Raw genomic sequence first — 24,135 nt, 5'->3', positions numbered from 1 at the left:
GTGACACCCGGCATCCGCTCTACTGAGCCGACGGCACACCGCGCACAGCCAGCTCTGCGACGGGTCAACTGTCGACGCGGACTCGCCCCTCGAGCAGGGGAATCACATGCTCGGCATCCCCGATGACTGCGGGATCGTGCGAGACGCAGACGACCGCGACACCGCGCGCCGCCTCATCGCGCAGCACCTGCCGGATGCGGAGTCCGCTCGCCGCATCCAGACCCGTCGTGGGTTCGTCGAGCAGCAGCAGGTCGGCGTCGCGTGCAAGTCCCTGGGCGAGCAGGGCGCGCTGCTGCTGGCCACCTGAGAGAGACGCGAACGGATGCCGCGCAAGCGCGCCGATGTCCAGTCGATCCATCGATCGCTCGACGAGCTCGCGCGCCGTGGCGTCCATTCGTCGCCACAGTCCGAGCCGACCCCATGCGCCGACGCTCACGACGTCTCTCACCGACACCGGCAGCCCTTGCGGGATCGCCGCTCGTTGCGGCACGAAGGCGACGGCCCCGCTGACGTTCCGCTCTCCGTCGTGCTCTCGCGTGCCGGCGAGGACCTCGAGCAGCGTCGACTTTCCGGCTCCGTTCGGGCCGGTGATCACGGTCACGGTCGCCGAGGGGATGTCGACATCGACGCCCGCCAGTGCGGCGCGACCGTCGAAGGAGACGTGGATGCCCGCCAGGCGTGCGGCCACAGTCTGGGCCGATCCGAGAAAAGTCATGACTTCACTTTATGAGTTTGATAATCATTCTCACAAACCTCTAGGCTCGCAGATTGTGACTGTTCATCCGGCCGGAGTTCTCGACCCGTTCGCCCTCGACTTCCTGCAGCGCGGGATGCTCGGCGGTGCGCTCGTCGCGATCCTCTGCGCCATCGTCGGCACGTGGGTCGTCATCCGCGGAATGGCATTCCTCGGCGAAGCCCTGGCGCACGGAATGCTCCCTGGCGTCGCCCTTGCCACCGTGCTCTCGCTGCCGGTTCTCGTCGGCGGAGCCCTCAGCGCCATCGCCATGAGCTTGGGAATCGGCGCGCTGCAGCGCCGCGCACGTCTCTCGTACGACACCAGCATCGGACTCCTGTTCGTGTCGATGCTGGCGCTGGGGGTCATCATCATCTCCCACTCCGGCAGCTTCGCCACCGATGCGACCGCCATCCTGTTCGGCGACATCCTCGCGATCAGCTCCGGCGACCTCGTGCTGCTCGCCATCGCCGCCGCGGTCGGGCTGATCGTCGCCGCGCTGTTCCACCGCTCGTTCGTGGCGTTGTCCCTCGATGCACGCATCGCGTCGGTGCTGGGGCTGCGCCCGCAGATCGCACAGGCCGCGCTCGTCGGTCTCGTGACACTCGCCGTCGTCGCGTCCTACCAGGCGGTCGGCTCGATGCTCGTCGTCGGCCTGCTGCTCGCCCCGTCCGTCGCCGCCGGCCATTGGACCACCCGCATACCGACCCGCATGGCGCTGGCCGCAGCCTTCGGCGTGGCCGCAGTGTTCCTCGGCCTTCTTGCGTCCTGGTATGCCGCGACGGCAGCCGGCGCCTCCGTCGCGGCATCCGCGATCCTGCTCGCCTGCCTCTCGTGGATGGTGCGCACAGCCCTCGACTCTCGCGTGGCCCTGACGCAACGCGTCTGACCCCGCTGTCGCAACGACGCGACCTCTCGCACGACACACGACAAGGAAGGACCCCGTGCGCTCTCGCATCACTCTGCTCGCCCTCACCGGCGCTCTCACGGTCGCTCTCGCCGCCTGCAGCACCACCCCCACCGAGCCCTCCTCGGCTGAACCCGCGGACGACGGTCACGGCGACATCGCCGGTGCGGAAGAGGTGGCCGAACCGCAGCTCGGACTGACCTCGATCGATCCGGAAGGCACAGTGACCCACCTCGACTTGCTCGACGAGAGTGTCACGACCATCGGTGAGATCTCCGCGCCCAGCGCTCTGACGACCGACGGTCGTTATCTGTTCGCCCAGACCAGCGACGGTGTCGAGATCGTCGACAGCGGCGTCTGGACCTGGGATCACGTCGATCACTTCCACTATTACCGTGCGGAACCCGCTCTGCTCGGCTCGGTGGACGGAGAAGGCGACGCCACCGTCGCGACGACCAACCTGTCGACGACCGGCGGCACCGGGATCTCGTTCGCCGGCTCCGGCGATGCCGTGCTGCTCGACACTCACGCGCTGTCGAAGGGCGAGATCAGCGAGCTGTTCCGTATCGAGCGCGAGCCGCACGATGGCCTCGTCGTGCCGATCGGCTCGTTCGCCCTGATCACCGAAGCATCCGGCGGCATCGGCACGAGTGTGCGCGGGTACACCGCCGACGGCGAGGAGACCGGCCTCGAAGAGCCGTGCGTCGACCCTGCCGGCACCATCACGACACGGGTCGGTGCGGTCATCGGATGCCAGGACGGTGCCCTCCTCGCGCACGTCGACGGCGACGAATTGCAGGTGGAGCGCATCCCCTACCCGGCGGGGACGCCCGCACCGCCCGTCGAATCCTTCGACAACCGCGAGGGACGCCCGACCGTCGCCGGCCTCGCGGGCTCCGAGGGGATCTGGATGCTCGACACCCGCGCGAGGTCATGGGCACTCCTCCCCTCCCCCACACCGCTCGCCCAGGTGACCTCGGTGGATGACGAAGACGGCCACCTGCTCGCGCTTGCTCAGGACGGCCGAGTGCTCGTGCTCGACGACGAGAGCGGGGCCGTGCTCGCAGAGACAGCGCCGCTCGTGGCAGAGTCCCTGGCCGCGGGCAAGGCGCCGACGCTCATCGCCGATCAGCACCGCGCCTATCTGAGCGCACCGGCCGAGCACAGGCTCTACGAGATCGACTACGCGGATGCCGCTCGCATCGCCCGCACCTTCGACACCTCCACCGAACCGGCCCTCGTCGCCGAGACAGGACGCTGACATGCGCCCCGCACGCCTCCTCGCGATGCTCGCACTCGCCGGCCTCAGCGCCACCGCCCTCGTCGCCTGCTCGACGGCGAGCGACTCTCGCCCGACCATCGTCGTCTCGACGAACATCCTGGGCGACGTCGTCGAAGAGCTGGTCGGCGACCAGGCCCAGGTGGTGACGCTCATGAAGCCCAACGCCGACCCGCACTCGTTCGAGATCTCCGCGCAGGAGGCCGCCACCCTGCGCAGCGCCGACCTGCTGGTGTCGAACGGGCTCGGCCTGGAGGAAGGGCTGCAGCAGCATCTCGATGCGGCCGACGACGTGCCCACGTTCGTGGCCGGCGACGTCATCGATGTCCTCGACTACAGCGAGGGCGATGCCGCGGGGATGCCGGACTCGCACTTCTGGACCGACCCGGAGCGCATGATCGACGTGGTCGACGCCATCGGGCCGGTGCTCGCGGAGGTCGACGGCATCGACGTCGAGGCGCTCGACGCGACGATCGAGGATTACCGCGAGGAGCTGCGAGAGCTGGATGCGGAGATGACCGAGGCGTTCGCCACGATCCCCGACGAGCGCCGCGCCCTGGTCACCAACCACCACGTCTTCGGCTACCTCGCCCAGCGCTTCGACTTCGACATCGTCGGCGCGGTGATCCCCGGCGGCACGACACTCGCCGCGCCCTCGGCATCCGATCTCGCCGACCTCGTCGATGCGGTCGAGGAGACCGGGGTGCCGGCGATCTTCGCGGAGTCCTCCTCGCCGGACCGCCTGGTGCAGGCCCTCGCCAGCGAGGCGAACGTGCAGATCGACATCATCGAACTCTTCACCGAGTCGCTCACCGCACCTGACGAGGGCGCACCCGACTACCTGACCATGATGCGCGTCAACACCGAACGCATCACCACCGGTCTCACGCAGTGAGACCTCACCACAGAGAAAGAGGAATGCACATGCGAACCTCCCCCCTTCGTCGCGCTCTGATCAGCGCTGCGGCCCTCGGCGCCGTCGTCACGCTGGCGTCGTGCGCCGCCGGCGGCTCGACCACGCCGGCATCCACCCCCGACGGCAGCGGATCCGACGCGCAGCCGGGCCCTCGCGTCGCGGTCGCGTATGAGGGCGGCATCCTCGTGCTCGACGGCGAGACCCTCGACACCGTCGCCGACTTCGAGTCCGAGCCGTTCACGCGCCTCAACCCCGCAGGCGATGACCGACACGTCATGGTCACGATGAGCGAGGGCTTCCAGGTGCTCGACACGGCGGCCGGATCGACCGACGAGCCCGAGCTCACCGACACGATCTTCGAGGCCGACACCCCGGGTCACGTCGTGCGTCACGCCGACAAGACCGTGCTCTACGCCGATGGCACGAGTGACACCACGATCTTCGACACCGCAGATCTGGCGAGCGCCGACGGACTGCCGGAGGTCGAGACCATCGCGGGCGTCGAGGCACACCACGGCGTCTCGGTCGTTCTCGAGGACGGTACCTTCCTGACCACGGTGGGCAACGCCGACGGCCGCAACGGCATCGTCGCGAAGGACGCCGAAGGCACCGAGGTCGCGTCGTCGGACCAGTGCCCCGGCGTGCACGGCGAGGGCACCGCGAAGGACGAAGCCGTCGTCTTCGGTTGCGAGAACGGCGCGCTCATCTACCACGACGGCGAGATCACCAAGGTCGATGCTCCCGACCAGCCCTACGGCCGCATGGGCAACGCCTACGTCAGCGAGACGAGCCCGATCATCGTCGGCGACTACAAGAACGACATCGACGCCGAGGGCTACCTGCTCAGCGCCGTGACTCTCATCGACACGGAGGCCAAGACGCTCGAGGTCGTCGACCTGCCCGAGGGCGTCGAGTACACCTTCCGCGACGTCGCGCGCGGACCGGAGGACCTCGCCTACATCCTCAGCAGCGACGGAGCCATCCACGTGCTTGACCCGGAGTCCGGCGAGATCACCGACAGCTTCCCCGTCGTCGACGCGTGGGAGAGCCCGGCCGAGTGGCAGGACGCCCACCCCGCCATCGTCGTCGCCGGGGACATCGCCTACGTCACCGAGCCCGCCGCGAACAGCGTGCATGCGGTCGACCTGACCACCGGTGAGGTGCTCGCCAGCACCGAGCTCGACGTGACGCCGAACGAGATCGCTCCCGCAGCGGGCTGATCTCACCAGGGAGATGGGGCGGGGTGCAGGTCGACGCACTCCGCCCCATCTTCGGATGCGGCCCTCTGCGGGTCATTGCTTCGAGCGGGTGAGACCGCAAGGATGGGTGGACCTGAGAGGGGCTCCATGAGATCCAGCGCACCGATGCCGGGCAACCCGTGGCCGCATGACATGTCGATCACGGTCGACGACCGCCCGCACAACCTCATGGAGCTGCTCTGGCTGCGGGAAGCGTATGAACTACAGGCTGACGGCGATGACGTCCCTCCGCTGCTCGTGGATACGCCCGTCGCTGTTCAGGATCCCGCAGTCGGTGCCGGCACTCGCGACGAGTGGGAGGGCGCGTGGCCTCGCATCTGGCGCGCGGCGCTGGCGCACGCAGGACTGGACCATGATCCGCGGTTGTTCGACGAGCTCCACACCACCGCGAACGGTTCGGCCGAACGTGCCGAGCTTCTCCACCGCATAGCCGGAACCAGCTGGCGCGACGAGTTCGGCGACACCGCGTTCGACCATGATTCGTACGCCACCTGGTCACACCAGAGGGCGGGCGCTCATCTCGCGACGATGCCGACGCGACTCGAAGACCAACCCGAACGCCGCGATCTGTCGGCACTGATCCCGGCATGGCGTGCCGGACTGACGAAGATCGTGACGATTCCTTGTGTCAGCGACTTCACCCGGAGAGTCGGCGAGAATGCCCTTCTCACGACCACGGCGACGCGGGAGAACAGCGACAGCTACCGGCGCGCGTTGAGCACGTTCGTATGACTGCGGCTGTCATCCCGCCTGGACGACCCCGGCCCTGATTCCCCAGAGCACTGCCTGCAGGCGGTCACGGGCTCCGGTCTTCTGGAGGATGCCGGCGAGGTGGTACTTGACGGTCGTCAGCTCCACGAAGAGACGGTCGGCGATCTCGGCATTCGACAGCCCCTCGGCGAGGAGTCTGAGCACATCCAGTTCCCTCTCGGTGAGCGGGGGCCCATCGGCCGGGATCTGCGCGCTGCTCGCTCGACGGCGTTCGCTGAATTCGTGCAGGATGCGGCGGGTCAGCCGCTGATCGAGGGTTCCGTCGCCGGCGGCCACCGAGCGAACCGCGGCCAGCAGCGTGTGCTCGTCGGCGCCCTTGAGGAGGAACCCGGCGGCGCCGGCCTCGAGAGCGGCGAAGACGTCGGCGTCGACGTCGAAGGTGGTGAGGATGAGCACGTCGGTCGCCAGTTCCGCGTCTCCGACGATCTCGCGGGTGGCGGCGATGCCGTCTGTTCCCGGCATCCGGATGTCCATGCAGACGACGTCGGGGCGAAGACTACGGGCGAGACGCGCAGCGTCGGCGCCGTCGACCGCTTCGCCGATCACCTCGATGTCGGCCTCGGCGCCGAGGATGACGGCGAGGCCGGCGCGAACGACGGCCTGGTCGTCGGCGATGAGGACACGGATCATCGGGGGCTCCGTCCGTCGGAGGGGATGCTCAGGCGATTGGTCCATCCGCCGTCGTCGTCGGGCCCGGCCGACAGGTGCGCCCCGATGAGTTCGGCCCGCTCCGACATGCCGGAGAGTCCGTAGCCGATGCCCGATCTCTCCCTCGTCTCGCGCGATCGACCTCCAGCGGAGGGCTCGTTGGTGACCGTGATCTCGACGGCATCCGCCCCGAACCGCGCGGTGACAGTGCACGCCGCGCCGGGCGCGTGTCTGGCGGCGTTCGCGAGCGATTCCTGCACCATCCGGTACGCGGTGGTCTCGGCGAGCGCACCCACCGGACGAGCATCCCCGACGGCGGTGAGTGCGACGCGCTGACCCCGTTCCCGCGCGACCCCCACGAGCGCGCCGATGCCGGCGATGGTCGGCACCGGGCTCGGGGCGCCCGAAGGCGCATCATCCTCACTGCGCAGGAGCCCGACGGTCCGTCGGAGGTCGGCGAGCGCGATGCGGGCATCGTCCTGCACCGTCTGCATCATCTCCCGCGCCCGGTCGAGATCGCTGCGGGTGAGAGCGGTGGCGGCCTGGGCGCTCACGATGATCCCCGAGAGGTGATGACCGGCGATGTCGTGGAGTTCCCGCGCGAGGGCCTCGCGCTCGGCACGCACCTCGCGTTCGGCACGCTCGCGTCGCTCGTGCTCGGCCATCCGCGCCTGCACCTGCAGCGCATCGGCGAGGCGCTCACGCCCGCGAATGTACTCGGCGACGGCCGCGGGAGCCGCGTACTGCAGGGCGACCCGGGCGATCACGGTGACGATCAGGACGAGCACCGATTCGCGTGACCCGAAGAGCAGCGCACTCGCCCCGACGCCGGTCGTCACGAGTGCGCCGAGGGCGAGCGCCGTCAGCGCCGGCTGGCGCGGGCTGCGCCGAGCCATCGCATAGGCGGCGAGGATCACGCCCAGCGAGCCGACCCCCAACTCCCCCGCCGAAGTCGCCAGGATCACGGCGTCGAGGAGCACCGCCCCGGAGAAGACGATGATCGGTGCGCGCCGGCGGAAGACGAGAAGGATTGCCTGGAGGGCGACCAGAGCGGCGTGCACGAACGGCGACACATCGCCCGGCACTGCCGCGGGCAGCTCGTCGATCCACAGGTCGGCGCCGATGTAGCCGATCGCCGTAGCGAGCACGAGCGTCGGTGGGATCGCACGGCGCACGCGTTCGGCGCGCGGGGAGGGCGGCTCCGCAGGGGACATGGACTCAGTCAACCACGCCGCGTCCCGCCCCCGTCGGGAGGCAGGACGCGGGGTGGACCGAGGTGTGATCACCGATCGTCGCCTCCGCAGAGAAGGCCGGTCGATCGGATGCCCGGAAGAGCGCGCCGGCCGTGATCGCTCCGCCGATGAGCAGGGCGGCGCCCGCGATCGTGATCACCGTCCGCATCCTTCGGCGTCGGGCGGGCGGGTTCTGAGGCGTGCGATCGTCGTTCACGGTGAGTCCTTTCCTGCCGGAGGGTTGGGGCATCAGAGGTCCCGTCGGAAGAGAGCGACGGATGCGGCAGCGAGCGCCGCTGTGGAGAGAGCGGCGAGGGCCGCCAGAGCCACTCCGACGTGCACCTCGGCCGACCCGCCGTGAATGACGTTCTGCGCGAGCGCTACCGGCAGGAACTGTGTCCACACGGGCGCGGGGCCGCCGCCGATCAGCGAGGTCATGGCGGTGACGAGGGGCTCTGCGAAGAGCACCGCGAGCATGGTGAGGATGCCGGCGAGCTGCGTCCGCACGAGGATACCGACCGCGAGGCCGATCAGGGCGAGGCCCACGACCGCGACGACACCCCGCCCCAGCGTCGCGAGCACGTCGCCTACGCCGACAGTGAAAGGCGTTCCTGCCATCGCGAGCGCGACGAGCAGGGCGGCGAGGCTGGCGATCGCCATGACGGCGCCGATGACGACACCGACGACCGCGACGGCCATGGCCTTGCCGGCGACGATGCGACCACGCCGGGGAGAAGCGAGAGCGGCGCCGACCATGCCGCCGTAACGGTCATCGCTGGTGCCGGCGAAGGTGCCGAGCAGCACGATGGCGAGGAGCGCGATGCCGATCGAGCCGCCTCCCATCGACGCCCCGAGCGGGTTGATCGCGTCGAGCTGAGCCGCTGCCGACGTCAGGTCGAGCACGGGGAGGTCGGCTCCGAGCGCCGCTGCGCCGGGACCGATGTCGCCGCGAGCCAGCGCGGGGAGCACGGTCACGAAGATCAGCTGCGTCAGGATGAGGCCGACGACGGCGACGAGCGCACTGACCTTCGTCGCTGTGGTCGTGGTCAGTCCGAGGAGTTCTGCGCGGAACATCAGCGCACCCCCGCGATTCCTGTGACCTGGAGGTAATAGCCCTCGAGGTCTCCGCTCGCCGTGGCGACGGCATCCGCCAGCGTCTCGTCTGCGACGACCCGCCCCTCGGCGATCACGACGATGTCGTCGGCGATGTCCTGCACGTCGGAGAGCAGGTGCGAAGAGAGCAGCACCGTGCCCCCGGCATCCGCGAACGCCCTCAGGCGATCACGCAGCCAGCGCATACCCGCGGGGTCGAGGCCGTTGGAGGGCTCGTCGAGCACGAGCAGCTTCGGCTCTCCGAGAAGCGCTGCGGCGATGGCGATGCGCTGCTTCATGCCGAGAGAGTAGCCACCGGACCGGCGGTCGGCGTCGGTGGTCATGCCCACCTCGGCGAGGACCGCATCGACGCGTTCGGTAGCGACGTCAGCGCGGGCCGCGGCGATGCGCAGGTGCTCACGTCCGGTGCGGGCGGGGTGCAGGCCGCCGGCGTCCAGCACAGCACCGACCATCGTGGCCGGGCGCTCGAGGTCGCGGTACGAGCGCCCGAAGACCAGCGCCTCGCCCTTGTCCGCCGCCATGAGTCCGAGCAGCAGCCGGATCGTGGTCGTCTTGCCGGCGCCGTTGGGCCCGAGCAAGCCGACGACCCTTCCTGACTCGATGGTGAAACCGACTTCATCGACGCGAGCGCGTCCATGAAAGGACTTGTGCAGTCCGCGCGCCTGGAGCGGCGGAAATGTGGAGATGTTCATGTCTCCAGCCTCGCCAGCACGACTCTCGAGCGCCCCCGCCCGGCGCACGGGATCGCCCTGTCCGAAAGGACAGTCCTGCTCGTTCAGCCGGGCTGGCCACCACCCGACGGCGTCGACCGTCTCTCATCTGCGAGGCATCTCGATTGGCCACAATGGTGTGATGAACACTCGAGTCGATCTCCCTGGCGTCCCCTTCCCTCTGCACCCCTCCGAGGACTGGCCGTGGCGAGTAGAGGCAGACAGCGTCCTGGTGACGGCCAAGCCGCACAGCGACTTCTTCGTCGACCCGAGCGGGAGCGGCAGCGTGGCCGCGGAGAGCCAGCTGAACGCGGTCTCGTTGACCGGTCGTCCCGCTGAGGGCGACTTCACTCTGACCGCTCGAGTTCACGTCGACTTCACCGACACGTTCGATGCCGGCGTGCTGATCGTCTGGGCCGACGAAACGCTGTGGGCCAAGCTCTGCTTCGAGCTCTCCCCCGATCGAAAGCCCATGGTCGTATCGGTCGTCACCCGCGGAGTCTCGGACGACGCGAACGCGTTCATCGTCGAGGGCGACGAGGTCTGGCTGCGCATCGCACGCATCGGAACGGTCTACGCCTTCCACGCATCGGTCGACGGCACACGGTGGGACTTCGTTCGAGGGTTCGCGCTGGGGGCCGAAGAGCAGGAGGTCGCTGTCGGGCTCGAAGCCCAAAGCCCCATGGGAAACGGCTGCGACGTGCGCTTCGACGCCGTCACATACACGGCGGCGACGCTCGACGATCTTCGCGACGGTTCCTGACGAACACCCGGTCCGGCGGCGGATTTCAGGCCGGGTGGCTGCTCGTGCGCTCACGCGCCGGCCACCGAAAGCGTTCGACGAAGTCCGCGATCGTCTTCGATTGTGTCAGGATGACGAACAGGCCGTAGCCGATGATCCCGCCCAGGATGTTCGTCAGCCAGTCGTTGATGTCCGCGAGGTGTCCGCCGAGGGCCAGCCGCGAGACGGCCATCTGCGTCAGCTCGATGGCGAGGCTCGCGCCGGCGACGATCGCCAGCACCTTCCACCAGCTCGGCCGTGCGATGAGCAGCGGGACGAGCCCACCGAGCGGGACGAACACCGCGACGTTGATGAGAGCGTCCTCGATCCCGTAGTCGGCGAACGGCACGAGGTAGAGCGCCAGCGGGCGCGGCCCGTCATAGAACCCTGTCCCGACGCGGAGGAAGATCGGGAAGACGGTGTTGGCGAGCACCCCACCCGCGTAGACCGCGAGGACCGCAGCGACACTCGCCCGGGGAAGCGTGACGCGCCCTCGGGAGCGGAGGACCCAGATCAGCACGAGGAAGATCACGACTCCGAAGGGGATCACGATCGGGAGCATGGGGACTTCGACGAACTTCATTCACTGCTTCCGGTGACTCCGTGGCGCGGTGCAGAGGCACCCCAGTCATCGTACTGAGACCGGGAACCGCCACGATGCTCGCCGGAAGGTCGACAGTGTGCCGGGCGCGGTCGTCGACACTGATCCATCGGACGTCGGGCGTACGCTGATGGTCTCGAGCGCGGACGACAGGAAGGCGACCATGGGTGACTCGGCACAGGGGCCGCGCGGTGCGCTGCTCTACGTGGAGGATGACGCGGAGATCGCTGCGCTGACCGTCGAAGTGCTGGAAGACGTGTACGAAGTCGACCATGCCGCAGATGGCGAGACAGCGCTCCGGTTCGCGCTGAGCAAGCGGTATGACGCCATGGTGGTCGATCGACGGCTCCCCGGCATGGACGGTGTGGACTTCATCCGCGCCGTGCGCATCGCTCACATCACGACGCCCGTCCTGATGCTGACGGCGCTCGGCACCGTGGACGATCGTGTCACCGGGCTGGATGGCGGGGCGAACGACTACCTGGTGAAGCCCTTCGACTACGACGAGCTGCTGGCGCGTCTTCGTGCGCTGCGCCGGGCGTTCCGCGCTGATGGAGCACGTCGGCGTCTCGGCGAGTGGGTGTTCGCTCCGGACGCCCAGGCCGCGTACGACCCATCGGGAATCCGAGTGCCACTGACGGCGACCGAGAGCGCGCTCCTGGAGCTGTTGAGCACCAGCCCCGAGCACGTGTTCAGCCGGGAGGAGATCCTCCGCACTGTGTTTCATGAGGGAGACACGACGAGTTCGGTGGACACGTACGTGCACTACGTGCGGCGCAAGACGTCCCCCGACATGATCGAGACCGTCCGAGCCCGCGGCTACCGAGCGGGAACACCCTCATGAGCGACGCCGATACGAGACGCGTGCGGCGCGCAGCCCTGTCGATCGGGCTCTGGGTCGGAGTCTCATCCGGGGTGGTCGTCGCAATCGGCATCGGGGTGCTGATCGCCGTGGTGCTCGCGACCTCGCGCCGCGAAGGCGAGGAGCACGACGGCGGCTGGCCGGGTGGTCCTGACGGGATGAAGGACGACTTCATCGTCGACATCGACGTGGTCGTACCGACCGCAATCGTCCTCGGAGTGATCGGCGTGGTGCTGCTCGGGGTGGTCGCCGCGGTCGCCGCTCGACGGTCGGTCCGCCCGCTCGGCGAGGCACTGCGCCGCCAACGGAACTTCGTGGCCGACGCCAGTCACGAGCTCCGCACACCTCTGACCACGCTGACGAGCCGCATCCAGGTGCTACAGCGTCGTCAGGATCGCGGCGAGGACCTCGAAGCGGGTCTCACCGACCTCCGGCACGATGCAGACATGATGGCCGACCTGCTCAACGACCTGCTCATCGCTGCAGAAGGCGAATCCCGTGCCGACGCGAACGTAGACGTCGCGACAGCGGCAGCCGCAGCCATCGCAGCGATGACGACGATCGCACAGGACGCCGAGGTCGCGCTCACGATCGCCGTCGATCAGCAGGCGAAGGCGCAGCTGCCGGAGATCACCCTCGTCCGCATCCTGGTCGCCCTGCTCGACAACGCTGTGCAGCACTCCCCCGCCCGCGGCACCGTCTCGATCCGCATCGGGCGGGACCTGAGGAACGTGACGGTCCGCGTCATCGATGAGGGGTCCGGGATCGAGGGCATCTCGCCGGACCAGGTCTTCGAGCGGTTCGCGCGCCCGCGCGAAAGTGGACGACCCCGGAGCTTCGGTCTCGGGCTCTCGCTCGTGAGGGATGTCGCGCGCCGCGCCGGCGGCACCATCGAGGTCGAGCGATCTACGGCATCGGGCACGATCTTCCTGCTCACGCTGCCAGCGCGCCGCTGAGCAGCTGCGCATCCTTGGTCGGCTCGACATCCACCATCGTCGTGCCGAGCCAGCGGGTCACGCGATGATCACTGTCGATGATGATGCCGGTGTGGGACCCCGCGGCAGCGATCCACGAGCGGTCCACTGGACCGGCCACCACAGCTGCAGTCGCCCAGACGTCCGCCTGCGTGAGACCGTCGGCCACCACCGTGGCAGACGCGACACCCGTTGCGGGCCGGTCGGAGCGCGGATCGAGGATGTGAAGCCCCCGCTCCGCCATCCCCGATGTAGCCACCGCGCCGTTCACCACGTCGACCACTGCGATCATCTGTCTACGGTCGTGAGGGTCGACGATTCCCACCTGCCACCGCCAGTCGGCTCCCACGGCCGTGAACAGCTGCAGATCTCCTCCCGCGTTGATCCCGACCGCGGTCGCAGCTGAGAGCAGCGGTTCGAGGTGTCGACGGCTCGCAGCTTCGACGGCCCAGCCCTTCACGTATCCGGTCGGGTCGAACCATCCCCGCCACCGGGCCGAGAACAGGCCGCGAGTCTCCTGTTCGGCGCGTTCACAAGCATCCGCCACCAGTGCCACCCTGCTGTCGGCATCCGCGATGGCGAGTTCACCGCGACGAATGCGACTGATGTCGGAGTCGGCGCGATACGTCGAAAAGACCCGGTCGATGTCCCGCAATTCATCGAAGCACTCTCGCACCGCCCAGTCGGCGCCCGTATTCGTCGGCTCCCCCGGCGAGACCAGATGGATGCTCATCGGGATGCCCATGATCTCCTCGACCCAGACACGCGTCATCTCAGGCGCTGTGCGCATCAGCTGTGCGCCTGGTCGATAGCACTCTGCAGCGACGAGGAGTAGCCGTCGCTCGTGTAGGTGGCGCCGGACACCATCTGGATCTTCGAGCTCTGTGCCTGGATCGTCTCCGAGACGAGCCTCGGGATCGCCGTGCCGTTGATCTGCCGGTCCCGACCGTTGCTGTTCGGGTAGTCGACCGCCTGTGCATCCGTGATCTGCCCACCGGAGACGGTGATCTGCACCTGTACCGGCCCGTAGCGGGTCTGCGACGGCGCGCCGGTGTATGTGCCGTCGGCGAGGCCGCTGCCCGACGCCGTCGAGCGCGAGCTGGTTCCCGCGTCCGACGTGGTCCCCGTGCCGCTCGCCCCGGTATCAGTGGTCGTGGCCGTACTGCTGGTGGACGCTGTCGCCGCGCTGGCGTCGGTCGGGGTGACCGCTTCCAGCGACGTGCGGTAGCTGAACAGCAGCACCAGACCGCTGACCGTGGCGAGCAGTGTGTAGAGGATCTTCTTCATGGCCGTCTCCCTGTTCAGATCGTGAACGACTCGGAATGGATGCGATGAGTGGCGAAGCCCGCCTCGACGAGGTCTCGCTTGAGGTCTGTCATCCAGGCTTCAGCGCCGCAGAGGAACACGTCGTAGACCCCCGGGTCGGGAATCAGGTGGCGAAGGAGATCTCTCCCCGACCACGCCTGGTGGGTGGCGGGGATCCAGCTCGATGCTCCGGACGATCGCGGCCCTGCCAACGGCACGTACCTCACGCCGCGGGTGCGGACGAGGTCGGCGATGGCCGGCACGCACAGAGCGTCCTCTGCAGCAGACTCTCGGGTGATGAGCATCGCGTCTCCCGGTCCGTAGACTTCCGTCTCGAGAAGCGAGACGAGCGGGGCGACCCCGGCGCCGGCGCCGATCATGAGCAGCCTCGTCCCGGTCCTGCGCTCACCGGTCATCTCCCCGTAGGGTCCTTCGACGATGACCCTGGTACCGGGGAGCAGTGCGGTCAGGCGCCGCGTGCCGTCGCCCACCACACGAGCGGTCAACGTCAGCTCCCGTCCCGGCGCGGCGGAGAGCGAGAAAGGGTGCCCGCGGGTCCAGCCCGGTCCATCGAGGAACCGCCAGACGAAGAACTGGCCGGCCTTGGCGCCGAGCGTCGGGACGTCGTGACCCGTGACTCGGATGGTGACGCCCCGCGCGCCGTCCGACTCGACCCCCGCCACCCGCAGCGCCCGACGTGTGGACCGAAGCAGCGGCATCCCGATGCGGTACAGCAGCACCGATCCTGCGGCGAGCGCCCAGATCGACCACCAGTAGGCGGTCGCGATCGGCGAGGAGAGAAAGTCGGCGCCCGTCCACAGCTGGTGCGGTAGCGCGAGCCCGACGCCCAGGTACGCGTAGAGGTGCAGGAGATGCCAGGACTCGTAGCGCAGGCGCTGACGAGCACGCCGGATCGAGGTGACGACAACGAGCAGGATCAGCAGTGTGCCGGCCGTCGCCAGGAGCATGCCCGGGTATTCCCAGATGAAGCTCCACAGCTGGATGAGCGGGTTGATGCCGGCAGCGATCGCGTAGCCCACCGAGAGCAGCGCGATGTGCGCGCCCATCAACCAGAACGACCAGAATCCGACGAAGCGATGCAGCCTCGTGATCCCGTCGCGACCGAATCCGCGCTCGAACAGCGGAACGCGCGCCATCAGCAGCACCTGATAGAGCAGCAGATTCGCCGCGACCAGCCCGGTGAGGCGACCGAGCGTCGTGACAGTCTCGGCGTTGAGCCCCAGGACGGCGGTCACTCCGCCGCCGGCGACCCAGAGCGCGATGACGAACAGGCTGGTCGCCCAGATCACCGTGACCGCTGCTGCACGCCAGACCTGCGCGCGGCGATGGGTCGTCCGCTGTGGCATCGCGGAGGAGGCGGGGACGGAAGCACGAGGTCTCGTCGTCAGAGTGGTCATGAGCTCATCGTGCTGTCCCGACTCTGAGACAGGTCTAAGGAAGTGCGCCCCATATACGACTCATGGCTTTCTTTCAGGCAACGCCGGTCGTCCCGAGGAGCGTACCGATCGCGAACGTGACGACCAATGCGATCGCCCCGCCGAGCACCACTCTGATCGTCGGCCTGAGCGCGGGGTTCCCGCCGATCCTCGCGCTGATGAATCCGGTCAGCGCAAGAGCCAGCAGCACCACTGCGAACGCGACCTGCACGCGGATCTCGGGAGGCGGGAGCAGGATCGCCAACAGCGGAAGCATCGCTCCGAGTGCGAAGGCGAGCGCTGAGGCCCCCGCCGCCGCCCACGGACTGACCACCTGGTTCTCGGAGATGCCGAGTTCCGCTTCGAGATGCGCGGTCAGCGGATCCTGCGCGGTGAGCTCCTCCGCAACGAGGCGTGCGGTCGCCGAGCTGAGACCTTTCGCCTGATAGATGCTCGCCAGCTCCTCGAGCTCTGTCTCAGGATCATCAGCCAGCTCGCCTCGCTCCTTCTCGATCAGAGCCCGCTGACTGTCTCGCTGGCTGCTCACCGACACGTACTCCCCGAGCGCCATCGAGATCGCACCGCCGACGAGACCGGCGACACCCGCAGCGAGCAGCGTCGCGGAATCGGTCGTCGCCCCCGCGACACCGACGACGAGCGATGCGACCGACACGATGCCGTCGTTCGCGCCGAGCACTCCGGCCCTGAGCCAGTTCAGGCGCCCGGCGAGGTCGCCGCGGTGGGGTTCACCCGGATGCGTTCCTTCCGTCATCGTCCACTCCCTTCACCGCGCGCCATGAGAGACGGCGGGTCTCTGTGCAGCTCCTCCACGAGGCCACGCTGCATCCGATTGATCTCGATCGACGGCCGTTTCGCGGCGATCAGCACGATCGCCCCGTTGCGCAACAGGTCAGCCGCATGCACCGCGCGAGTGAAATGCTCCGCGTGGGCGGAACGCCCGTTCGGGGAGGTCGAGCCATGCGGCAAGAGTACGCCCGCATGCGCGTGGCGAGGCCTTCGCCCCGCGTGACGAATCCATCCACGTCGGCGAAAGATTCCGTGACCAAACCGTTGCATTCGTTATCTCGCCGTTATAGAGTGATCGCACGGTGAATGTTTGCTGTGGCATACACCGCATGTGATTGCAGGACACTCTTGGTGCAAGGGACAAGGGCCGGTCGGGAGCCTCTCCGACCGGCCCTTTACTGTTGCCAGTACGCTGTTCTCCATGACCGATCGCAAGCTCGCCCTCGAGGCATGGGAGAGCCTGTTCCGCGCACAGCACGAGCTGTTCACCGAGATGAACACCGACTTCGATCACACCGACCTCGGGCAGGCCGAGTACGACGTCCTGCTCACCGTGACGCGCTCCCCCGGCATGTCAGCCCGCCTGCGCGATGTCACTGCGAACATGCTGATCAGCCAGCCGAGCGTCTCTCGTCTCGTCGACCGCATGGTCGCGCGCGGGCTCGTCGCGAAGTGCCCTGACCCCGACGACGGCCGCGGTGCGCTGATCAGGGCGACGGATGCCGGCGTCCGCGAGTTCCGCAGCGTCGCCACCGTGCATGGCCGTTCGATCGCCGAGCGGATGTCGCGACTCGACGACGCCGAGCTGAAGACGCTGCGCGATCTGGCGGAGAAGCTCCGCGGCCACTGAGCGGCGCGCGGGCCTCGACCTGACTTACGGGAGCAGACCTGCCCTACGGAGACCTGCCCCACGGGAGGAAATCTGCCCCACGGGTGGAGGCCTCGGGCTGAGGACTCCTCCCGAAGCGCATTTCTCCTCCCGAGGCGCATCTCGAGTTGGCGACGCCCGCGACGACTTCCCCCGATCTCTGGCAGGGTGGAGCGTGAACGCCCGCGCGACCGCGCCGGCATCCAAGACCGCCCCCTCGGGGGGAACCAGGGAGGTCATCCATGGAGATCGCCGGAATCGTCGGCATCCTCGTCATCGTCGGAATCGCAGTCGTCGCCGCGGTCGTCGTCCTGCTCATCCTGCTGCTGTTCGCACGCAGCTGGATCAAGGTCGCGCGCGCCGATGAGGCGCTCGTCATCTCTGGGCGCAAGCAGAAGGTGGCGCGAGCCGTCATCGGCGCCGACGGCTCGACCAGAGACGAGATGTCGGAGTCGCCCGTCACGGTCATTGTGAACGGCAAGTCGCTGGTCAACCCGATCACGCAGCGCCACGAGATCATCTCGCTGCGTTCGCGTCAGGTCTCGCTCAACGCCGAGGCGCAGTCTCTCGACAGCGTCACGCTCAACGTCGACGGCGTCGCCATCGTGAAGATCGGCTCGGACCCCATCCTCGTGCGTCGCGCCGCCGAGCGTTTCGCCTCTCAGGACAAGGCGATCGAGCAGTTCACCACGGAGCAGCTCGAAGGTGCGCTCCGCGGAATCGTCGCGACCCTCTCGGTCGTCGAGCTGATGCGCGAGCGCAAGAAGTTCTCCGACCAGATCGCCGCGGACGTCTCGCAGGAGCTCGCCGAGCAGGGTCTGATCCTCGACTCCTTCCAGATCAAGGGCATCACCGACAAGGTCGGCTACATCCAGTCGCTCGGGGCTCCCGAGATCCAGGCGAAGCGTCAGTCCGCCGAGATCTCGCAGACCAACGCCGACCGTGCGATCAACCAGAAGAACATCGCCAACCAGGAAGCCAACCTGATCGAGCAGACCGCGCTCGACACGAACACGGCGAACTCGAACGCCGGCATCGGCCGTGCGCGCGCCGAGGCCGAGCAGGCAGAGAACCTCGCCCGCGAGCAGGCGCAGCAGGCCGTTCTGCAGCAGCAGGCCGAGAACCGTCAAGCTCAGCTCGACGCCGACGTCAAGCGCGTCGCCGACGCCCAGCGATACGAGGCCGAGACCCGGGCTCAGGCAGAGCTCTACACGCGCGAGCGTGCGGCAGAGGCTGGAGCGATCGAGCAGGTCAAGCAGGCCGAGGCTCGCACCCGCATCGCCGAGCAGCAGGCCCAGGCCGACAAGGCCAAGGCCGACGGTGAGGCCGCAGCAGCCATCTCCCGTGCAACGGGTGAGGCAGACGCACTGAGGGCACAGGCCGAGGCCGAGTCCGAGGCACGCCGCCTGCGCGCGAACGCCGAGGCAGACGCCATCCGCGCCGAGGGCGAGGCGCGAGCCGCAGCCGTCGAGGCAGAGGCCAAGGCCATCGCGTCCAACCAGGATGCCTTCCTCTCGCAGCGCGTGCTCGATGTGCTGCCGTCGATCATGGCCGAGTTCTCGAAGGGATACGCCGCGATCGGCAGCGTCTCGATCGTCGGCGGCTCGAGCGAAGACGGCGCGTCGAACCTCGTCGGTGCCGACAGCGCCAAGGCTCTGAAGTCGGTGTTCGACAGCGTCAGCTCGGCCACCGGAATCGACCTCGCGTCGATCATCCAGGGTCAGGCCGTAGGCCGTGGCATCGGCGAAGGAGTCGCGGCCGCATCCGCACCGACCGCTCCGACGACGCGCCAGTCGACCCCGACCACCCCGCCGCCGCCGGCACCGCCGGCTCCCGACGCGGAGTAGTCAGCTCACAGCGCACAGCGGATGCCGCGGCCGGATCGGTCGCGGCATCCGTCGTTTTGTCTCGGGGAACCATCGTTCACAACTCAGCATCAATCGCTGCGTCAGTGGCGCGGGAACGTTTTCCACGGCACTTCGACCGGAGTCCTGCTGAATTGTGAACGCCGTACTTCGGACCGGGCAGACTGGTGTGATGATGCCCGCCGCCTTCGACCTCACTGCCATCGGCGAGGGGCTCTCGTTCGCGGCTGCTCTCGACGAACTCTCGGCAGAGCTCGACACGAGCACATCAGTGGTCGTGAGCGCGCCGCCCGGCACGGGCAAGACCACCCTCGTGCCCCCGCTCCTGGCATCACGGTCGGCCGGACGAGTGATCGTCACTCAGCCTCGCCGCGTCGCTGCTCGAGCAGCCGCACGGCGCCTCGCGCAGCTCGACGGCTCACCCATCGGCACCCGCGTGGGCTTCACTGTGCGCGGCGAGCGCTCGGCGGGGCCGCAGACGCGAGTCGAGTTCGTCACCGCCGGAGTGCTGCTGCGGCGCATGATCGACGACCCGGGGCTCGACGGCGTGGATGCCGTGATCATCGATGAGGTGCATGAGCGCGCGCTCGAGACCGATCTGCTGATCGGCCTGCTCTCGGAGGTGCGCGAGCTGCGGGACGACCTCGCGGTCGTCGCGATGTCCGCCACGCTCGACGCCATGCGCATCGCCGCAGTCCTCGGCACGGATCACCGTCCGGCTCCGGTCGTCGACCACGACGTCCCGGCTTTCCCGCTCGCCGAGGTCTGGGCCCCGAGCCCGACGCCGCGCCTCGATGAGCGCGGAGTCACCTGGGGGTTCCTCGACCACGTCGCCCGCACCACGGCATCCGCGGCACTCGATCTGCGCGGCGAGAACCCCGACGCCGACGTGCTGGTCTTCGCACCGGGCGCACGGGAGGTGGCCGAGATCGCCCGCCGTGTCCGCGACGCGAGCGACGCGTTCGACGTGCGGGAGCTGCATGGCCAGATCCCCGCGGCCGAACAGGATGCGGTGATCCGCGGCCGCCGGCCGTCGGACCCTCCGCGCATCATCGTCACGACGTCGCTCGCAGAGTCGTCGCTCACGGTGCCGGGCGTGCGCCTGGTGGTCGACAGCTGTCTTTCGCGGCACCCGCAGCGCGATGCCACCCGCGGCATGACGGGCCTGGTCACGACCGCCGCATCGCGTTCGTCGTGCGTGCAGCGCGCTGGTCGAGCCACACGACAGGGCCCTGGCACCGTCATCCGCTGCGTCGACGAGCGCACCTACGCGGCAGCTCCAACCCGCCCGGCCCCGGAGATCGCCGTCACCGACCTGGCAGATGCCGCTCTGCTGCTCGCCTGCTGGGGCGCTCCCGGCGGCGCGGGCCTGCGCATGATCGATCCGCTGCCTCCCGGCAATCTGGCTGATGCGATCTCGGTGCTTCACGGTCTCGGGGCGATCGACGACGAGGGTCGCGCCACTGCGGAGGGCCGTGCCCTCGCACGGATCCCTGCCGATCCTCGTCTCGCCCGCGCGCTCCGCGACGGCAGCCCGATCGTCGGCAGCCGCCTTGCGGCCGAGGTCGTCGCGGTTCTCGGCGGCGACCTGCGCATCGCCGAGGCCGATGTCGCGCAGACCCTGATCGCCCTGCGGGGCGGACGCACAGCGGATGCGCGACGATGGCGCGACGATGCGAACCGCCTCGAGCGCATGGTCCGACAGGCACCGGACGCGCGATCGGGCCTCGACGGCGTCGGCCTCGTGATCGCCCTGGCCTTCCCCGAGCGGATCGCCCACCGCGTCGAGCGCACCGCCGAAGGGGCGACGTTCTTGCTGGCATCCGGCACCAGGGCCGGGGTGCGTGGTCCGCTCTCAGCCGTCGAATGGCTCGCCGTCGCCGATGTCGCGCGGGCTTCTGCACGAGCGGCGGCCGGCTCCGGCGCCATCATCCGATCGGCGGCCGTGCTCACCGAGGCGCAGATGGAACGCGCGGCGAATCATCTGATGACCGACCGTGTCGAGGCGGAGTTCACAGCAGGCCGCGTCCAGGCGCGCCGCGAGCGCCGCGTCGGCGCGATCCTGCGTTCCTCCTCGCCGGCGCGGGCGTCGGCGCAAGAGGGGCGCGATGCCGTGCGTCGTGCGATCCGGCGTGAGGGACTCGGCATGTTCACCTGGTCTGACACGGCCGCCGCGCTGCGCCGCCGGTTGGGACTGCTGCGACGCGAGCTGGGCGCACCCTGGCCCGATGTGTCGGATGCCGGGCTGCTCGCGGCTCTCGATGAATGGCTGGCGCCCGAGCTCGATGCTCTGGCCGGTGGCACGCCGGCGGGGCGGATCTCTCTGTCGTCGGCGCTGCGCCGATTGCTGCCGTGGCCCGAGGCCGCGCGCCTCGACGAGCTGACCCCGGAGCGTCTCGAGGTGCCGAGCGGATCCCGCATCCGCATCGACTATCCCGACCCCGACGACGCCACCGCACGCCCCGTCGTCGCTGTCAAGCTGCAGGAGTGCTTCGGATGGGCGGAGACCCCTCGGCTGGTCGACGGGCGGGTGCCCGTTCTGTTCCATCTGCTGTCGCCCGCGGGGCGTCCGCTCGCGGTGACCGATGACCTCGCCTCGTTCTGGTCCGGCCCGTATGGTCAGGTGCGCGCCGAGATGCGGGGGCGCTACCCGCGGCATCCGTGGCCGGAGGACCCCTGGGCCGCCGTGCCCACGAAGCACACCAAGAACCGCTCGGAGCGCTAGTCGAGCAGGTGCCGCAGATACCGGGGCGGGTCCTGCAGGAAGGAGCGCCAGTGGTTCACGAGCTCGAGGTCTTTCCAGTCGGCCGGACGGATGCCCCAGTCTCCGACCTCGAGGATCCGCGCGCCCGGAAGAGCCGCGAGCACCGGCGAGTGCGTGGCGCACAGCACCTGGCCACCGTCGTCGACGATGCGCTGCAGCACGGCGATCAGCGCGAGCGTCGACTGGAACGACAGAGCCGCCTCGGGTTCGTCGAGACAGTAGAAGCCGGGCGAATCGAAACGGCTGTCGAGCAGCGCGAGGAACGACTCGCCGTGACTCATCTCGTGGAAGGGGACGTCGCCACTCGATGACGGATTCTCTTCGAGGTACGTGTAGAACGAGTGCATCGTCTCGGCCCGCAGGAAGAAGCCCCACCTGTCGGCACCGACGCCTCGCTGCAGCTGCAACCATTCCGAGAGGGGCGACTCCGTCGGTCGCGTGCTGTGCATCGCCTGCCTCGAGCCGCCCTCCGGCGAGAGTCCGTAGGCGACCGCGATCCCCTCGACGATGGTCGACTTGCCGCTGCCGTTCTCCCCGACGAGAAAGGTGACTCCGGGTGCGAGGTCGATCCCCTCGCGCAGCACCTGTGCCACCGCGGGGATCGTCGTCGGCCAGAGCCGCCCTGGCGCCGGCGCATCGCTGTTCGCCCGCACGGCGACGATCGGCTGTTCACGTCGTCGTCGGCTGCCCGGTGTCCAGATCGAATCCATCAGCACCTCCCTGTGAGGAGGCTAACCGCCACCGCCGACACGACGATTCGGTTCAGCACTCGATGACGTTGACTGCGAGTCCGCCCTCGCTGGTCTCCTTGTATTTGGTCGACATGTCGATACCGGTCTGGCGCATCGTCTCGACCACCGCATCGAGCGAGACGTAATGGCTGCCGTCACCGCGCAGCGCGAGTCGGGCAGCCGTGACCGCCGTCGACGCCGCGATCGCATTGCGTTCGATGCAGGGGATCTGCACGAGTCCGCCGATGGGGTCGCAGGTGAGTCCGAGGTGGTGCTCCATCGCGATCTCGGCGGCGTTCTCGATCTGCCGGTTGGTGCCGCCCATGACGGCCGTCAGTCCTCCGGCTGCCATCGCGCAGGCAGAGCCGACCTCGGCCTGGCATCCGCCCTCCGCACCCGAGATCGAGGCATTCGCCTTGAACAGCGAGCCCAGCGCCGTGGCGGTGAGCAGGAACCGCCTGATGCCTCGGCGACGGTTGGCGTCGGCGACAGCATCGTCGTCTTCGGCCTGCGCCGCGTCGATCGCCTTCGTGCCGTCGAAGCCGAGCAGCGCGCTGCCGACCAGCTCTCCATAAGGCGTCACAGCATTGCCGGCGCCGAGGCCCGAGTCGGCGAGGAACCGCCACCAGTACATCGCGACGGCGGGGAGGATGCCGGCGGCACCGTTCGTCGGAGCCGTGACCACCCGACCGCCCGCGGCGTTCTCCTCGTTGACCGCGAGGGCGAAGGCACCGAGCCACTCCCCCGGCAGCTCGCGGTGACCGTCGGCCTCCGCCTCCTCCAGCTGTGCGCGGATCATGCTCGCGCGCCTCTTGACCTTGAGCATGCCGGGGAGCACACCGTCGGAGTGCAGTCCGTTGTCGACGCACGCCGCCATGGCATCCCAGATCGCGTCGAGTCCTGCGGCGACCTGTTCCTCCGAGCGCTCTGCGGTCTCGTTCAGCCGCGCGATCTCGGCGATCGACAGGCCGTGCTCATCGCACAGTGCGAGCAGGGACGCGGCATCGGCGTACGAATACGGCAGCGGGGCCGAGGCGAGCTTCGCGTCTTCGCCATCCCGACGGATGAACCCGCCGCCGACGGAGTAGTAGGTCTCTTCGGCGACGACGCCCCCGGCAGCATCCCACGCGGTGATCGTCATGGCGTTCGGGTGACCGGGCAGGCGGGTGCGGGGCTCGAACACGATGTCGGTCTTCGAGAACGGGATCTCGTGAGACCCGTCGATCCGCAGCGTCGCCCCCTCGCGAAGATCGGTCCAGGCGGCCCGCACCTCGGCCGGGTCGCAGTTCTCCGGCGCCAGGCCGCGCAGCCCCGCGACGACCGCATCGGGCGTGCCGTGGCCGATTCCGGTGGCACCGAGAGAGCCGTACAGCGTGCACCCGATGCGCGCGACGCGATCGATCGCTCCTGCCGAGCGCAGGCGATGGGCGAACTCGAGCGCCGCCCGCATCGGCCCGACCGTGTGGGAACTCGAGGGGCCCACTCCGATGGAGAAGAGATCGAAGGCCGAGACGTACGCTGTCACCTCCTCAGCCTACGTCGTGCGCGGGAAGACGGGTCGGGGCACCGCCGT

The 24,135-nt window shown here is 68.9% G+C and carries 25 protein-coding genes; 11 read left to right on the top strand and 14 right to left on the bottom strand.

Translation table 11 applies throughout. The annotated features are described in order from the left end of the window. Positions 1-64: 64 nt before the first annotated feature. Positions 65-715: a zinc ABC transporter ATP-binding protein AztA gene (gene aztA / locus ACIOU8_RS08400; RefSeq protein WP_400788061.1), complete on the bottom strand. Its 651-nt coding sequence runs from the start codon at positions 713-715 to the stop codon at positions 65-67. Positions 716-770: 55 nt separating this feature from the next. Between aztA and aztB the strand changes: the two genes are divergently transcribed. The 5 genes from aztB (at position 771) to ACIOU8_RS08375 (ending at position 5,826) form a co-directional block, all read left to right on the top strand. Continuing rightward, positions 771-1,622, top strand: a complete 852-nt coding sequence (gene aztB / locus ACIOU8_RS08395; protein ID WP_400788059.1) for a zinc ABC transporter permease AztB — start codon at positions 771-773, stop codon at positions 1,620-1,622. Between the two features lie 55 nt (positions 1,623-1,677). Then, positions 1,678-2,901: an ABC transporter gene (locus ACIOU8_RS08390; protein ID WP_400788057.1), complete on the top strand. Its 1,224-nt coding sequence runs from the start codon at positions 1,678-1,680 to the stop codon at positions 2,899-2,901. 1 nt (position 2,902) lies between these two features. Then, positions 2,903-3,814: a zinc ABC transporter substrate-binding protein AztC gene (gene aztC, locus ACIOU8_RS08385; protein ID WP_400788055.1), complete on the top strand. Its 912-nt coding sequence runs from the start codon at positions 2,903-2,905 to the stop codon at positions 3,812-3,814. A 29-nt stretch (positions 3,815-3,843) separates the two neighbouring features. Then, entirely contained in the window at positions 3,844-5,055 is a 1,212-nt protein-coding gene (gene aztD / locus ACIOU8_RS08380; RefSeq protein ID WP_400788053.1) for a zinc metallochaperone AztD, read from the top strand. 126 nt (positions 5,056-5,181) lie between these two features. Then, complete coding sequence (locus ACIOU8_RS08375; RefSeq protein WP_400788051.1) at positions 5,182-5,826, top strand: hypothetical protein; 645 nt, start codon at positions 5,182-5,184, stop codon at positions 5,824-5,826. A 9-nt stretch (positions 5,827-5,835) separates the two neighbouring features. Here ACIOU8_RS08375 and ACIOU8_RS08370 read toward each other — a convergent pair whose 3' ends face one another. From ACIOU8_RS08370 to ACIOU8_RS08350, 5 genes are all read right to left on the bottom strand, one after another. Further along, positions 5,836-6,495, bottom strand: a complete 660-nt coding sequence (locus ACIOU8_RS08370; RefSeq protein WP_400788049.1) for a response regulator — start codon at positions 6,493-6,495, stop codon at positions 5,836-5,838. Then, positions 6,492-7,727 (bottom strand): sensor histidine kinase, encoded by a 1,236-nt coding sequence (locus tag ACIOU8_RS08365; RefSeq protein WP_400788047.1) that lies wholly within the window; start codon positions 7,725-7,727, stop codon positions 6,492-6,494. Before ACIOU8_RS08365 ends, ACIOU8_RS08370 begins: the two co-directional genes overlap by 4 nt. Before the next feature lie 4 nt (positions 7,728-7,731). Continuing rightward, the gene (locus tag ACIOU8_RS08360; RefSeq protein WP_400788045.1) at positions 7,732-7,905 is read right to left on the bottom strand and encodes a hypothetical protein; all 174 of its coding nucleotides are present in this window, start codon (positions 7,903-7,905) and stop codon (positions 7,732-7,734) included. Between the two features lie 89 nt (positions 7,906-7,994). Further along, a complete protein-coding gene (locus ACIOU8_RS08355; RefSeq protein WP_400788043.1) occupies positions 7,995-8,819 on the bottom strand; it encodes a hypothetical protein in 825 nt (274 codons plus the stop codon). Further along, complete coding sequence (locus ACIOU8_RS08350; protein ID WP_400788041.1) at positions 8,819-9,550, bottom strand: ABC transporter ATP-binding protein; 732 nt, start codon at positions 9,548-9,550, stop codon at positions 8,819-8,821. Before ACIOU8_RS08350 ends, ACIOU8_RS08355 begins: the two co-directional genes overlap by 1 nt. Before the next feature lie 160 nt (positions 9,551-9,710). Between ACIOU8_RS08350 and ACIOU8_RS08345 the strand changes: the two genes are divergently transcribed. Beyond that, positions 9,711-10,331: a DUF1349 domain-containing protein gene (locus tag ACIOU8_RS08345; RefSeq protein ID WP_400788039.1), complete on the top strand. Its 621-nt coding sequence runs from the start codon at positions 9,711-9,713 to the stop codon at positions 10,329-10,331. A 25-nt stretch (positions 10,332-10,356) separates the two neighbouring features. Here ACIOU8_RS08345 and ACIOU8_RS08340 read toward each other — a convergent pair whose 3' ends face one another. Beyond that, positions 10,357-10,932, bottom strand: coding sequence for a VanZ family protein (locus ACIOU8_RS08340; protein WP_400788037.1), 576 nt, complete (start codon positions 10,930-10,932; stop codon positions 10,357-10,359). Between the two features lie 181 nt (positions 10,933-11,113). Here ACIOU8_RS08340 and ACIOU8_RS08335 point away from each other — a divergent pair, with 181 nt between their 5' ends. Then, positions 11,114-11,794, top strand: a complete 681-nt coding sequence (locus ACIOU8_RS08335) for a response regulator transcription factor (protein ID WP_400788035.1) — start codon at positions 11,114-11,116, stop codon at positions 11,792-11,794. Continuing rightward, positions 11,791-12,768 (top strand): sensor histidine kinase, encoded by a 978-nt coding sequence (locus tag ACIOU8_RS08330; RefSeq protein WP_400788033.1) that lies wholly within the window; start codon positions 11,791-11,793, stop codon positions 12,766-12,768. Before ACIOU8_RS08335 ends, ACIOU8_RS08330 begins: the two co-directional genes overlap by 4 nt. Here ACIOU8_RS08330 and ACIOU8_RS08325 read toward each other — a convergent pair. The 5 genes from ACIOU8_RS08325 to ACIOU8_RS08305 form a co-directional block, all read right to left on the bottom strand. After that, positions 12,746-13,576, bottom strand: coding sequence for an FAD:protein FMN transferase (locus tag ACIOU8_RS08325; RefSeq protein WP_400788030.1), 831 nt, complete (start codon positions 13,574-13,576; stop codon positions 12,746-12,748). The genes ACIOU8_RS08330 and ACIOU8_RS08325 overlap by 23 nt on opposite strands. After that, positions 13,576-14,073 (bottom strand): FMN-binding protein, encoded by a 498-nt coding sequence (locus ACIOU8_RS08320; RefSeq protein ID WP_400788028.1) that lies wholly within the window; start codon positions 14,071-14,073, stop codon positions 13,576-13,578. The genes ACIOU8_RS08325 and ACIOU8_RS08320 overlap by 1 nt, the downstream gene beginning before the upstream one ends. A 14-nt stretch (positions 14,074-14,087) precedes the next feature. After that, positions 14,088-15,509 carry a ferric reductase-like transmembrane domain-containing protein gene (locus tag ACIOU8_RS08315; RefSeq protein WP_400788026.1) on the bottom strand — a complete coding sequence of 474 codons (1,422 nt, stop codon included), beginning with the start codon at positions 15,507-15,509 and terminating at the stop codon, positions 14,088-14,090. 73 nt (positions 15,510-15,582) lie between these two features. Beyond that, the gene (locus tag ACIOU8_RS08310) at positions 15,583-16,299 is read right to left on the bottom strand and encodes a VIT family protein (RefSeq protein ID WP_400788024.1); all 717 of its coding nucleotides are present in this window, start codon (positions 16,297-16,299) and stop codon (positions 15,583-15,585) included. Then, the gene (locus ACIOU8_RS08305; protein ID WP_400788022.1) at positions 16,296-16,451 is read right to left on the bottom strand and encodes a hypothetical protein; all 156 of its coding nucleotides are present in this window, start codon (positions 16,449-16,451) and stop codon (positions 16,296-16,298) included. Before ACIOU8_RS08305 ends, ACIOU8_RS08310 begins: the two co-directional genes overlap by 4 nt. A gap of 304 nt (positions 16,452-16,755) precedes the next feature. On the opposite strand from ACIOU8_RS08305, the gene ACIOU8_RS08300 reads away from it, so the two are divergent. From ACIOU8_RS08300 to hrpB, 3 genes are all read left to right on the top strand, one after another. After that, positions 16,756-17,184, top strand: coding sequence for a MarR family winged helix-turn-helix transcriptional regulator (locus ACIOU8_RS08300; RefSeq protein ID WP_400788020.1), 429 nt, complete (start codon positions 16,756-16,758; stop codon positions 17,182-17,184). Between the two features lie 260 nt (positions 17,185-17,444). Continuing rightward, positions 17,445-19,049, top strand: coding sequence for an SPFH domain-containing protein (locus tag ACIOU8_RS08295; RefSeq protein ID WP_400788018.1), 1,605 nt, complete (start codon positions 17,445-17,447; stop codon positions 19,047-19,049). Positions 19,050-19,239: 190 nt separating this feature from the next. Further along, positions 19,240-21,792 carry an ATP-dependent helicase HrpB gene (hrpB, locus tag ACIOU8_RS08290; protein ID WP_400788016.1) on the top strand — a complete coding sequence of 851 codons (2,553 nt, stop codon included), beginning with the start codon at positions 19,240-19,242 and terminating at the stop codon, positions 21,790-21,792. Here hrpB and ACIOU8_RS08285 read toward each other — a convergent pair. Together ACIOU8_RS08285 and ACIOU8_RS08280 are read right to left on the bottom strand one after the other, a co-directional pair. Continuing rightward, a complete protein-coding gene (locus ACIOU8_RS08285; protein ID WP_400788014.1) occupies positions 21,789-22,541 on the bottom strand; it encodes an AAA family ATPase in 753 nt (250 codons plus the stop codon). The two genes, hrpB and ACIOU8_RS08285, sit on opposite strands and share 4 nt — an antisense overlap. A gap of 52 nt (positions 22,542-22,593) precedes the next feature. Next, on the bottom strand, positions 22,594-24,087 hold the full coding sequence (locus ACIOU8_RS08280) for an L-serine ammonia-lyase, iron-sulfur-dependent, subunit alpha (RefSeq protein ID WP_400788012.1): 1,494 nt from the start codon (positions 24,085-24,087) through the stop codon (positions 22,594-22,596). Positions 24,088-24,135: the final 48 nt, after the last annotated feature.

The organism is Microbacterium sp. NPDC087589, assembly GCF_044743635.1.
In the GTDB taxonomy this organism is placed as follows: domain Bacteria; phylum Actinomycetota; class Actinomycetes; order Actinomycetales; family Microbacteriaceae; genus Microbacterium.
The sequence above is the reverse complement of the archived record's forward strand: the minus strand, read 5'-3'. Positions and strand labels throughout refer to the sequence as shown.